At 64.0% G+C, this 13,826-nt stretch carries 4 protein-coding genes; 1 reads left to right on the top strand and 3 read right to left on the bottom strand.

Going from position 1 to position 13,826, the window contains the following annotated elements; genetic code table 11:
• Nucleotides 1-1,411 (top strand): solute carrier family 23 protein (locus tag RYL44_RS08900; protein ID WP_314975758.1); only part of this gene is annotated, 1,411 nt, incomplete at its 5' end.
• Nucleotides 1,412-2,843: 1,432 nt separating this feature from the next.
• Here RYL44_RS08900 and RYL44_RS08895 read toward each other — a convergent pair.
• The 3 genes from RYL44_RS08895 to RYL44_RS08885 form a co-directional block, all read right to left on the bottom strand.
• Nucleotides 2,844-3,698: a hypothetical protein gene (locus tag RYL44_RS08895; protein ID WP_314975757.1), complete on the bottom strand. Its 855-nt coding sequence runs from the start codon at nt 3,696-3,698 to the stop codon at nt 2,844-2,846.
• Nucleotides 3,699-4,127: 429 nt separating this feature from the next.
• A complete protein-coding gene (locus tag RYL44_RS08890; protein ID WP_314975756.1) occupies nt 4,128-7,559 on the bottom strand; it encodes a S8 family serine peptidase in 3,432 nt (1,143 codons plus the stop codon).
• A gap of 345 nt (nt 7,560-7,904) precedes the next feature.
• The gene (locus RYL44_RS08885; protein WP_314975755.1) at nt 7,905-11,807 is read right to left on the bottom strand and encodes a S8 family serine peptidase; all 3,903 of its coding nucleotides are present in this window, start codon (nt 11,805-11,807) and stop codon (nt 7,905-7,907) included.
• Nucleotides 11,808-13,826 lie beyond the last annotated feature (2,019 nt).

Raw genomic sequence — 13,826 nt, 5'->3', positions numbered from 1 at the left:
CGACGCCGCCAAGGCAACCGCAACCTTCGAGGCCCTGGCCTTCGCTTTTGGAACGATCGCGATCATCGTCATCATCCAACGACTCTTCAAGGGCTTCATGGGGACCCTGTCGGTCCTGTTGGCGTTGCTCATCATGACCGCGGTCGCCTTTGCAATGGGCAAGACCGATTTCTCGGGCGTGGGCGAGGCCACCTGGTTGGGCATCACCACGCCCTTCTACTTCGGCATTCCCAAGTTCTCCCTCACCGCGATCCTCGCCATGATCATCGTCATGGCCGTGACCGCCGTGGAGACCACCGGCGACGTCTTTGCCACCGGCGAGGTCGTGGGTAAGCGCATCACGCCTCGAGACATCGCCAACGCGCTGCGCGCCGATGGACTGTCGACCCTGCTGGGCGGCGTCCTCAACTCCTTCCCCTACACCTGCTTCGCGCAGAACGTCGGCCTGGTGCGCCTGACCCGCGTGAAGTCCCGCTGGGTCGTCACCGCGGCAGGCGTCTTCATGATTGTCCTGGGTCTGCTGCCCAAGGCCGCGGCCATCGTCGCAGCCATCCCTCAGCCCGTCATCGGTGGCGCATCCCTGGCGATGTTCGCTAACGTCGCTGTCGTTGGCATCCAGACCCTGGCCAAGGTGGACCTGCGCGATAACCGCAACGCCGTCATTGTTTCAACGTCGATCGGCATGGCACTGCTGGTCACTCTGAAGCCCGGCATCGTTAGCGTCATGCCGTCCTGGCTGCAGATCATCTTTGGCTCGGGCGTCACAATCGGTTCGCTGACGGCCATCATTTTGAACCTCTTGTTCTTCCACATCGGGCGCCAAGCGTCACCGGATGTTGCCGTGGTGAACGGCAAGAAGATCAACCTGGATGACGTGAATGCGATGGATCGCGCGACCTTCGTGTCCACGTTCTCCCAGATGTTCACGTCGCAGACGTGGCCGGCGGAACGCGCCTGGGAGGCACGCCCCTTCGCGTCCGTGTCCGAGCTGCGTTCTTCCTTCGAGGACGCGGTCTTGGCGGCGACTCCTCAGGAGGCGGAGGAACTCATTGCCTCCTATGACGACATCGTCTCCCTGGTCCTCGATGGGCAAGGTGACGATCAGTCGCTGGCGGACACGTCGAACCTGTCCGTCGGTGAGTTGACAGACAAGGAGGCCGAGGAGCTGCGTGCCCTGGGTGGCGCTTACCGTAAGAAGTTTGGGCGCCCGCTCATCATCTGCGTGAGTAACGTGGTGGACCGTAAGCATTTGCTTGAGTCCGGGTGGCGTCGCGTCGAGCACTCGCCTGCCCGCGAGGCCCGCTTCGCTCTCGGCGAAGTTATCGACATCGCCGACCTGCGCTTCGATCAGCTGGTCGCCGACGCGAACCCCATGCGCGCAGCGTGGGACGCGGGGGTCGAGCGCCTCTAGAATCGCTCGTCTCGTCGTTGACGAGGCCGGGGCGCGTCGGGTCTTCACTTGGAAGTCCGGGGCGCCCCGGTTTTTCCGTGTTATGGGACGCCATGCGTTGAGCCTGGCTGTGGCGCCGGTGGCGGCGTTATGAGGTGAGAACCGCGCTCAACGCCAGAACGCACTGCGTGCAATCCCGTGCACGTCGGACCGCTAACCTGAGCGTGAGCCAAGCCCGCCATGGCAAGCACCGTGTCGCTCAAAGTGCGGATCTCTTCACCCGAAACACCACATTGTCACGCATGTGAGTCGAAGTGCTCTACGCTTTGGGCACCCGGGTTACTCGAGCCACGGCTGCGGCCATCGAACGGGGCAATTGCGTCATGAGGAACCACGACGCGCCGGGAGCGTTTCGCGAAAACGCTCCTAATGCTGCCAAATCCCCCACGCGCATCCCACGACCAGCTGTCAAGTCCTGTGGAGTGGGACGCCCATAAGCACAAGCCGCACTGGTGCGGAGGGCGCCGGAGGGTCCGGAGGACCTGGCCGCAATGCCCGAGGGCGGCAGGCCTGGCCCAGACAAATTTCGCACGTAATTTCCCTCGGTCACTTTTCGAGACCACCCAAAAACGTTGCAATTCCAACGATATGAATTCAGGATTTGAACTACTCGCAGGGGAATTACGTGCGAAATTGCTGATTGACAGCCACAACCGGGCCACAAGCAACAAAACGCAGGAAGGCGCCGCCCACCGGCACACAGCAGCCCGGGCACGGCCGAGCTCTCAAGACGCGGGCCTGGCCGCGGCGCCCGAGGGCGGCAGGCCTGGCCCAGACAAATTTCGCACGTAATTTCCCTCGGTCACTTTTCGAGACCACCCAAAAACGTTGCAATTCCAACGATGTGAATTCAAGATTTGAACTACTCGCAGGGGAATTACGTGCGAAATTACTGATTGACAGCCACGACGAAGGGGCGAGCGGGCACCGGTTCCATCATGTTGCTTGTTACCGATGGGGCCGACCCCCATCGGCGGCCCGGGCGCCAGTGCCACCGACGCCTCCCTCGACGATGCCTGAGACCAACCCCCAACCAACACGTTTTGTCCATCCTTCAAGTTGGCTCCCACCAACTTCAATACCGACTTTCCCGCACTAACACGCCGAAAAGTCGCCACAAAACCAACATGTTTTGTCCTTTAACCCTAATCTCGGCAGGCGGATGCGCCTAGATACGCTGAGGGGCCGACCTTTCGGTCGACCCCTCAGCGTATCCCATCAACACAGTGCAGTTGCTCTCAGATGACTCCTCTTGAATGTTTCGTCGGCATGTGCCGGACCCGTGTGGCCCGTGCCGTATTCCCCTGTGATGACACCTACTGTAGAGGGTGAGCCTGTGGACATCACCGGAAGAGCCTGTGAAAACTCTGGGATTGTGCGCAGCTCCGTGGCATTAGCTGATCCACTTGCCACTGCCATCAAACTGGTACCACTGCCATCCAATTTGGAACCAGCCGGTCACCATCGCTCCGCTGCCAGGCCTCAGGTAGTACCAACCATCTGCGGTGCGCAGCCAGCCCGTCACCATCTTTCCGCTGAAAGTACTCAGGTAGTACCACGATGACCCGTCCTGGAACCATCCTTTGACCATCGTCCCAGTGCCAGGCCTCAGGTAGTACCAGGAACCTTCGACATTGACCCAGCCGGTGATCATGACGCCTAAGGAGGAGTGATAATACCAGGAGCGACCATCGTAGGCCCAGCCTGTCTCCATGTACCCACTTGAGTCGAAACGGTAGACCTTTCCGTCAATCGTCACTGCCTGGTTCCTCGGGTAGCTTCCATCCGGATACCTGTACCACCAGCCGAGGAGGGCGCGCTCCCACTTTCCATCCGCAACAACAGATGTCACCGCATCCTCGTTTGCACGTTGGACGTTCAGATGCGTAAGGCCACGAGACTCGATGTGCACTGAAGCGGTCGTATCGTCGGGCGCCCACGTGGCGGTCAGGGAGAAGACACTCCCCTGCCCTACGCTCAAAGCAGTCCTTCCTTGCACAAGCGACCCACCCTGCACGGTATCGACGCGCCCCACAGCGGAAGCCAACAGGCTCCACATGGTCGCACCAACACGGAACGAGGGGACCAGTAGGGCGTTCAAAAAGGCGTCACGCCGATCGGTGCGGCGCTCCACCTCGCCAAGGGCGAGAGCGGTTGAGTTCTGCCAAATGTCCTGACTCATTGTTTCGACGTCAGGGCTGGGGGCGAGCAGCGTCGCGGATGGGATCGCACTAGCATGGCTCGCCATGCTCATTCGCGCAGCGTCGGCGAATGGGACGCAGACCGCGGTCAGTGTCATCACTCCGGTCGTTATCAGCGCCAGTGATGCGAATTTGTGATGAGACATCGGTACCTCACATGGTGGTCGACTGCTGGACGGCGAGCAACGCCAACAATGTGACGCGCTCCACTATCTAGACTAGCCTGCATCTCCCTCAAGCGCCGTTTAAATCACTTATTTTCTCACAATGTGTCAAACTTGTGATGCGCTTAAATATGCGCATTTCTATGCACCTGCTCAGAATATAGACGACCGAATGCAGGGATTCTTCAACCACCCAACATACAAGGAGCCATCCCAATCGGAACAGTCCGCCTGACCACCGACCACCGCAGCGCCGCGCCCCCGGAGAGTGTCCGGGGGCGCGGGCCTAGGGTCAGCGATCTCAATCGCGAATTAGCCGATGAGCTGGCCGTTATCAGCGAAGTGGTACCACGTACCCCAAATGCGCAGCCACCCGGTCGCCATCGCCCCCGAGGTCCGATCCAGGTAGTACCAGTGACCACCCTCCTTCAACCACCCCGTGGCCATCGCACCACCAGAAGGACTCAGGTAGTACCAGGTGCCACCAACCTTGACCCAACCGGTCGACATGACACCCGTGGCGGGATCCAGGTAGTACCAGCGCACACCCGAGAGCACCCAGCCACTGGCCTGAGCGCCCGACGCCTTGTGGTAGTACCACTGCCCGCCCTCGCTCACCCACCCCGTGCGCATGTACCCCGACGCATCGAAACGGTAGGTCGCCCCGTCAATGACGAGGGTCGCGCTCGACGGGTAGGAGCCATCCTCGTAGCGGTACCACCAGCCGCGCCCATCCCACTTCCACGCACCCGCCTTCGGCGCGGGAGCAGGAGCCTCAACGCGAATCGTAGCGCTCGCGGACACAAGCGAAGGCTGCGTCGGATCAGCCACGGTGATGATCGCCTCCCCGGCACCCACCGCGCTCACCACACCATCCGCACTCACCGTCGCCACGGCCTCGTTCGAGGAGGACCACACGACGTCAGTCACACTCGCATCCGCGGGCTCGTGAGAGGCGCTCAGCGTCACGCTCTGGCCCACCGACAGCGTCGCCGCCTCGGGAGAGACGGACAGCTTCGTCATGGGAATGGCCGTGAGGTCCACCTTCACGCTTGCCCTATTGACCGGCCAGTCCCACACCTGCAGGTAGACGCTCGAGGGGTCACCACCCGCACGCTCGGCAATCTGGGAGAGCGGCACCTCGAAGTGGACGTGGTGCAGCCCGTCGTCCCCGATCTCGCCCCAGCCGTAGTACTTCTCGCGCATGAAAGGCTCACCGTCCTGCGTCCACGAGAATCCGTATCCCGGGAAGGGCGACGCGTCGGTGGCATCAAAGGACAGCGTGCGCCCATCCCCCTCGCCCGAAATCGCCACGTTCGAGATGACGGGCGGGGCCGTGTCCAGCGTGATCACATGGGTCAGCTTCTCGGTGACAGGAGAGGCGCCACCGGTGGTGCCTTCGATGGTGAGCGTGTAGTTGCCGTCCGGCAGCTCGTTGCCGTTCTCGTCGTACCCATCAAACAGGGGCGCTTTGTCGAACGCGTCTTCCGCCCGGGTGACCTCCCAGTAGCGTCCGTTGGAGTAGGACCTGCTCTTGGGTGCGCCACCGTACTTGTAGGAGCGCACGACCTCCCCGGCCTCGTTGGTGTAGGTGTACGTCAGCGAGACGACGTCGCGCAGCAGCACGGTACCAGGGGTGGCATACGTTCGTGCGTATTCATCCGTCGACCGGGAGATGATGTACAGGTCACGGTCATTCGTACTGATGGCTATGTCCTCTTCCGGGTCGAACGGGTTCAGCTGCCCGAGAGTCAATCCATGGAAGGTCATCGCGGATGTGCCGATGGTTTCCTCACCGTACACGGGGCTGTCGAAGATTGGCGTGTCGCCACCCGCGCCGTAAAAGCCCAGGTAAGGAACGGTGAGATCGGGCTGTCCGTCCGCGCTCGTGAAGGTCACCGCGCCTTCAACGAACGTGCCGTTGGGCGTCTGCTCGGTCGCGAACGAGGCGAACTCGGCCCTCGGGTTCACGGTGACGGTCACCGTGGCGCTGGAGGCGGCGGGCACGGTCACCGAGTCCTCGGAGAAGGTCAGATCGATTCCCTTGCCCGTCCAGTTCGTCGAATGCCTCGTATACAGGACGCCACTGATGCTCTCGGAGAGCACCTGCCCACCGAGCGTGTAGGTGTGGGCGGTGTCGGAGAGGTTGGTCAACTGCACCTGGAATGTCCACCCGCTGGTGCTCTCGCCCAGCTCGGCCTTCGGCCGCGACGGGTTCGCCGCGCCCACGACGGCCGGGTACACGGACGAGGTCGTGGCCGCCAGCGCGTCCACCATGCCGGCACCGACCCAGCGCGGGGACCAGTAGGCCCCGTCCTTCGCGCCGGCATCCACGATCGGGTGGGCGGTGCCCATCAGGAAGTTGGTGACCAGGGTACTGCGCTCCTCCTCGCTCATCGCCGCGGTCATCGGATCGGCCGCCAGGCGCTGGCGCACGAGGGCCGCGACACCGGCAACCTGAGCCGACGCCTCTCCCGTTCCGTCTAGGTCACGTACCTCATTGCCGGGGACAGGAGCCCTCACATCCCATCCGGGCGCGGCGATCTCAGGCTTGAGCCTCATGTCGGGAGTCGGCCCCCACGAGGATGCCGCTAAGGGCTTATAGCCCTCCTGACCGTTCCCCGCGACGACGCCGACGGCTGCCACTGCCAGCACGGAGGAGTACGAGCCGGGAGCGCCAACGGCACCCAGATCACGCTCGTGCGCGCGCCACTCCGAGCGCCCGCTGTCTCCGGCGGGCGCGTCGACGCTCACGCCCGCGTCGGCGAGCCGCTCAAAGACCTGCTCGTACAACGCCGACGCGTTGCCGCTGAGATCCCGGTCCGCCATGAAGGCCACGGACACGACGTCGGGTTTGATGACCATCGCGTCATCCAAGGCTGCCAGCAGGTCGGCGTCGCGCGCGCCCGACGCCCCATTGGAGACGACCTTCGCGACGACGAGCTGAGCCTGAGGGGCTGCGCCACGATACGTCGCCCCGTTCGCTGCCGCGAGCGCCGCCATACGAGTTCCATGCGCGTGCAGCGTATAGTCCTCGGGCCCGTAGTCGTAGCCGCGGGACAGATCCGTGTCGCCATCAGCGTAATCGTAGGCGAAGGGAATCTTGTCACTGACCCACGCGCCGCCCCGCCCGGCGTCCAGCTGGGAGCTGAGAGAGGCACTCTCCCCCTTCGTCAGGCGCAACGACGCGGCGTCCATGCTCCCCGCGAAGGCCTCGTGCGAGGTGTCGAAGCTGGCGTCGATGACCTCGATAACGCGGCCCCGACCCGAGCCGGCGACCTGGTCGGCGCGCGTCTCTTTCGCCGGATCGGCGATTGGCGCGTCCGCGGCCACTGACGTTTCGGGATAAAAGACCGGCGCGCGATAGCGTTCCACAAACGCGTCCGCGACGCCGCGAACGCTCTTGATTGACGCGAGGGTGGATGCGGGTGCCTTGATCGCGAAGCCGTCGACGGCGTGGTGATAGTCCCGCACGTCCTCGATGGTGGCGCCCGGGGACGCCTGGGCCACGGCCTCGGCGATGCGCGCTTTCACGTCCCGATAGGCGGCCGCGCGGTCCTGGCCGACGATGCCCTCGTTAAGCCGGACGATAACGGTGGCCGCCTCGTCTGTCGACGCCGCACTGGACGAGGAAGCCTCGGCTTGGTTTGAGTCTGCTGCAAACGAGGGCGGCACACTCATGGTGGTGACGGCTAGGGCACCGGTCGCAACCAACGCCAGTGCCGACAATCGACGGTGACACATCTATGACCCACTCTCTTGACAACTGGTTAAACGGGGCGAACATCGCGGCACGACCCCTTGCTTTAAGAGTAACTCACGTTCCCCCATCAAGGCATAGTTATCCCGAATTTTTCTCACGATCTGTCAACCGCTTAATGGGCTTATTTGTAAGACAAACCGCTTCATTGCTCAGTGCGGTACAACGTTCGTAGGACAATGTCTGACCACATCATTGAAACACCTTTCATCGACTGCCAATAAGTCACACTTCACGCCCTCAACAGAGCACATCAGAGTACATAAACGCCCGCGCCCCCGGAGAGTGTCCGGGGGCGCGGGCCTAGGGTCAGCGATCTCAATCGCGAATTAGCCGATGAGCTGGCCGTTATCAGCGAAGTGGTACCACGTACCCCAAATGCGCAGCCACCCGGTCGCCATCGCCCCCGAGGTCCGATCCAGGTAATACCAGTGACCACCCTCCTTCAACCACCCCGTGGCCATCGCGCCACCAGAGGGACTCAGGTAGTACCACGCGGACCCCACCTGCAGCCAGCCCGTCACCATGGCCCCGGTGTCCGGATCCATGTAGTACCAGTGCACGCCATCAAGCACCCACCCCTTGGCCTGGGCGCCGGACGCATGATGGTAGTACCACACGCCCCGCTCACTCACCCACCCGGTGCGCATGTAGCCGGCCGCATCGAAGCGGTACGTGGCCCCATCGAGCACGAGCGTCGTATCCGAGGGGTAGCTGCCGTCCTCGTAGCGGTACCACCAGCCGTGGACATCCCACCGCCAGCTGCCCGCCTGCGACGCGGGGCCCGCAGCGCTCACGCGAACAGCGACGCTGGCGCTCACCGACGGCTGGGTCGGGTCGGACACCGTGATGGTCGCCTCCCCGGCACCCACGGCGCTGACGACGCCGTCCTGGTCGACCGTTGCCACGGCCTCGTTCGAGGAGGACCACACCACGTCGGTCACGTTCGCGTCATCCGGCTGGTGAGTGGCGCGCACCGTCGCGGTGTCGCCGACCGTCATCGTGGCCGCCTGCGGCGACACCGACAGCGACGTCATCGCAACAGGCGTCACGACAACGGCCGCGCTCCCGCGGTTCACCGGCCAATCCCACGCCTGCAGGTACAGGCTCGAGGGGTTCTCGCCCAGAGCCTGCGTCACCTCAGAGAGGCGAACCTCGTAGTGCTGGTGGAACAGGCCATCGTCTGCGCGAGCGGACGGGTTATCTTCGACGTGCCACATCGTCACCGCACCGTCCTGGCTCAGCGAGAAACCGTAGCCTGCGATCGGCGAGGAATCGGTCAGGTCGAAGGACAGCGTGCGCGCGTCCCCCTCGCCCGCGACGGACACGTTCAAGACCGTGGGAGCCGCCGTATCCAGCCAGAAGCTGTAGCTGGTCCGGTGGGTCTGCGCCGACGGGCCGTAGTTGCTGGCCTCGATCGTGACCGTGTAACGCCCATCCGGCAGCTCATTGCCGTCGGCGTCATAGCCGTCGAAGCGCGGGGCGCATCCAGGCGACATGAACTCGACGTTGTGCGAGGCACGCCAGTGGTCGTCGTAGACGGACTTATCCGCACGGTCGCACGTGACGCTGCGCAGGGTCTGGCCGGCCTCGTTCGTCAGGGTGAACGTCAGCGAGGGGACGGCGCGCAACAGGACCGTTTCCGTGCCGATGCTGCGCCGGGCCCGCTCCTCCGTGGAACGCGAGATGACGACGCGGTCGGGGTCAATGCCGTCCGCCATCCGCGCATCCTCCTCCTGGAAGGGGTTGGACTGGCCGAAAGGCATGACGCCGTGCGCGACCGTCGACCCGTAGCCGACCTTATGGTTGTTCGGCCACTGCTGATCGAAGACGTTGGGCGCTCCCCACGACCCGTAGAAGCCCATGTAGGGCACCGTCAGGTCGGGTTGCCCGTCGGCGCTCGTGAAGGTCACCGCGCCGTCGACGAATGTTCCGTTGGGAGTGGTCGCGCTCGCATACGAGGCGAAGGCCTCGCGCGGAGTCACCGTCACGGTCACCGTCGCACTGGAGGAGGCGGGCACGGTCACGGAGTCCGCCGAGAACGTCAGGTCAATGCCCCGCCCCGCCCAGTTGGTCGCGTGCCGCGTGAACAGCCCGTTCTCGACGTTCTCGGACAGTGCCTGGCCGCCGAGCGAGTAGGTGTGGGCAGTGTCGGAGACGTTCGTCAGGTTCACCTGGAAGGTCCAGCCCTGCGTGCCATCCCCCAGGTCGGCCTTCGGGCGGGAGGGGTCAGCCGCGCCCACCACGGTCGGATACACGGGCGAGGTCGTGGCCGCAACCGCGTCCACGAGGCCCGCTCCGACGCGCCGCGGCGAGTAGAAGGTCCCATCCTCGAGGGTCGCGTCCGCAAGCGGGTGGGCGGTACCCATCAGGAAATTCGAGACCAGAGCGTTCTTCTCGGCAGCGCTCTTGCCCGCGAAAGCGGGGTCGGTCGCGACGCGCTGACGCACGATGGCCGCGATCCCCGCGACCTGGGCCGAGGCCTCGGCCGTTCCGCTCTGACGGCCGTAATTGTTGCCCGGGGTGGCGGCCATGACCCGACCGCCGGGTGCCGCGAGCTCTGGCTTGAGACGCAGGTCGGAGGTGGCTCCCGAGGAGGAGAAGTCGGAGGCCTCGACGTTCGCAGGGACGGAGAGCGTCGCCGAGGGGCTCACGGTGACCTCGACGTAGCCGGACGCGGAAGCCGCGATCGCCTCGCGGAGGGCGTCCCCATCAGACTTGGTGATGGTTCCCGCCCGCACGCTGAACCAGCGATTCACGTCCGCCTTCTTGGGGGTGTCGGTGTCTCGCACGTATGCGAGCATGAGACCGGCAGGCTTGCTCGTGAGCGACTTCAGGTTCTTCAGCTGGTGCTTGAGCTCGACGTCGCGCCCATTGTCGTCGGTGCCTCCCCAGTCTTCGAGGATGATCGTGCGCGACAGGTCCCCGTAGTTCGATCCGAGGTACTTCTCCAGGTCCGCCGTCGTACCGTTTCGGGCGTACACAACCCGGTAGGTTCCCTCCGCGAGACTCTCGAAGCCGGGCGCATCACCCTGGTTCATCCTGGTAATGGTGCGGTAGCCGATGCGTCGGTCACCGAAGGTCACCGCCCCCATGATGTCCTGCTCGCTGACCGAGGCCACCGCCAGGGTGGACGAGTAGGACGCGGGGACGGCAATCATGCCGTTGTCCGGGTCGCTGGCGTAGCTTCCGCTTCCGTCGTTTCCAGCGGGCGCGTTCACCGTGATGCCCGCTGCGTTCAGGGTCTGGTACACCTGCGAGTACAGTGCCTCGGAGTCCGAACTCATCCCCTCGATGGTCGCGAAGGACACGGTGAGGACGTCGGGGGCAAGGACAGCGGCGTCATCGAGGGCGGCCAGGAGCGCGCTGTCGCTGGCCGTATCGGCACCGTCCTGCGTCACCTTCGCGACGATGAGCTGAGCCCCGGGAGCCGCGCCCTTGAATGCGCTGCCGTTGGCGGCCGCGAGGGCCGCGGCGTGCGTGCCCTCGGTATAGGCCCCCCAGGTTTCGCGCCCACCGTCATCCGACCCCAGGACGTCCGCGTCGCCGTCCCCGTAGTCGTAGGCGAAGGGGATCTTATCGCTCACCCACGCTCCGCCCTTGCCGGCGCCCAGCTGGCCGGTCACAGCGGCGACCGTATCCTTCGTGAGGCGCAGCGAGGCGGCGTCCACGGTCCCCGCGAAGGCCTCGTGCGAGGTGTCGAAGCGAGTGTCGATAACCTCAACGACCTGCCCCTCACCCGCCAGGGCGGCCCTGTTCGCGCGTGTCATCTGCGAGGCCGTCCCCATGGCGGGGGCATCATCGGAGTTCTCGCCGCCGTTGATTCCCCAGAAGTCGACGTCGCTGACCAGCGCGTGACGTCCTTCGACGAACGCGCCCTCAACGCCGGGCGTGGCCTTGATGGCCGCCAGGGTCGAACGCGGCGCCGTGATCGCGAAGCCCTGGAAGACGTGATGGTAGTCCCGCACGTCCTCGATGCTCGAGCCCGGCTTGGCCTGCGCCACGGCGTCACCGATGCGCTTCTTCGCCTCGGCGTAGCGGGAGGCCTGGTCGCCAGGCTCCTGCGAGAGCCGGACGATGACGGTGACCGCCGAGTCATCCGCCGCCTGGTTGGTCGACGAGACCCGAGCGTCGGTCGCGTCGGCCGCGAAGGCGACCGGCACACTGACGGCGGTGAGAGCGAGGGCACCGGTCGTGAGTAACGACAGTGCCAACAGGGGACGACGAGACATCAGCGGCCCACTTTCTTAACGGTTGGACAGATGGGCCCGACAAACATCGCACCCCACCGCTAGCGTAGCGCATGCACCTTTCCTCCGACATGGTTTTTGAGTATTTCTCTCGCGCCCTGTCAACGCCATCCATCGCGAACCTAAAGGATAGACAAGGCAACTGACCAGGCCATTGAGGCTCGCATTACAGGGGAATCCCTACCAGCCCGCACAACAGCGTGTCCGTGTGCCGTCCCCGGCGGGTCGGGGTGACAGGACGCAACGCATTGGTCGCGAGTTAGTCCCAGGCGTCGTGGGGCATCGTCGGCGCGTCGGCGGTGCTAGTGTGCTCGCTCCGCAGCACTTCAGGCAGGACCAGCCCATCGGGAGGGTTGTGCTTGTTCGGGAGGAATGCAGCTGGTCGGGGGCATTCGAGCCGTAAGGGAGCATTGCACCCGATCAGAACGGGTTGAATCTTCCCGATCAGACGTCGCGCCTCATCGGCAACAAGCGTCGTCGCAGAGCTGGCCGCCCCTTCCCCTGCCCCGTTCCTGTCGGCGACGCCTTTCCGGCGTTTATCGGCGCCTGTCCTACCCGCGCGTATAGCAGGGTCCCGTCGGCGGCGCCCTTCCGGCATCCGACCGAGCCTAGCCGGGCAGTCCTATACCAGTGAGGGAGCATGACACCGGGGTAACGGTGGGGGTTTTGCAGCATTAGGAGCATTCTGTCGGCGTGTCGCCGGCGTGTCGCGCCTCTATTGGTGCAATTCCCCCCGTCATGCCCGGGCATGAAGGGCGTCACACCCAAACCGCAGGCCCCGCGCCGCCCCCAATCGGACAGCCCTCGCCACCTGGCCCCGCGGTCCACACCCAAGCCACCTCCACCCAGGCACAATGGGGGCTTTTGCACCACTAGAACCCTCCTGTCGGCGTGTCGCCGGCGTGTCACGCCTCTAATGGTGCAAATCCCCCCGTTTGCTGGCAGCGAGGCCGCGGTTCGGGGCGGTGAGGTCACAGTTCGCGGTGGTGTGGCGCCCACATAGCCGGCCACCTCGGCAACAAACGCCGACAATGGGGCGAGCTGTCCCGGGTGTCGTGGGCGAGGCAGTCTGCATTGTGGACACAACGACGCCTGGCCGCGCGTGTCGCTCGCACGCGAACCCGCTATTGCGAGTACTAGCCTGCTATTTCGCACGTCAACCCGCTATTCCGCGTCTGGGCGCGGCTGCCCACGCTCGCATCAGCGGGTTAGCGTGCGAATCAGAGGGCCCAGGCGCGGATTAGAATGCCCACGTGCGCGCGGGTGCGCTTTCGTTACAGGACCGGATGCCCGCGAAATTGCCAGAATACCCACGTGCGCGCGGGTACGCTCGCTCAGAACAGTTTCGCATGCAATTCGATTGAGTGAACTTTCAACAGCATCTACAAACGTTGCAATTCCAACGATGCACATGTGTGGCGCGATACTGTATTGGGGGAATTGCATGCGAAATTCTTCGATTGCCCGCCCAACGGGAGTCAAGCAATGCCGCCGACGAGGCCGGGGACAGACGCGGCGCGAGCCGCGCTGGTGCCACAATCTCTAGTTCCCCAACAATCTCGCACATAATTTAACTTGTTCAGTTTTGAACTACGGCCGAAAACCGCATGATTTCAACGATGCGATGTCAAATCTTGAAACAGTCACGAGGGAATTACGTGCGAAATTGAGAACGCGGCCGGGGACAGTCGCGACACAACCACCACGCTTTGTCGACCCTCCACGTTGGCGCCCACCGCCTTCAACAACGACTTTCCCGCGCCAGCAGGCCGACAAGCCGCAACATAACCACCACGTTATATCCATCCTCCACGTTGACACCCACCGCCTTCAACAACGACTTTCCCGCATCAACACGCCGAAAAGTTACCCTTCCAGCAACACGTAGTGTCCTATAACACTAACCCGCGGGGCCCGGGTCGGACTGATCGGTGGAGGCGAACGCCGGCTTATAGGCCAAAACGTGTTGGTTTCGGTTTAGTAGGTTTCGTGCCAGGTTCC

The sequence above is a fragment of the Actinomyces bouchesdurhonensis genome, from assembly GCF_963540955.1.
Lineage (GTDB): Bacteria > Actinomycetota > Actinomycetes > Actinomycetales > Actinomycetaceae > Pauljensenia > Pauljensenia bouchesdurhonensis.
Note: the sequence above shows the minus strand (reverse complement) of the source record. Positions and strands in the feature narration are given on the sequence as shown.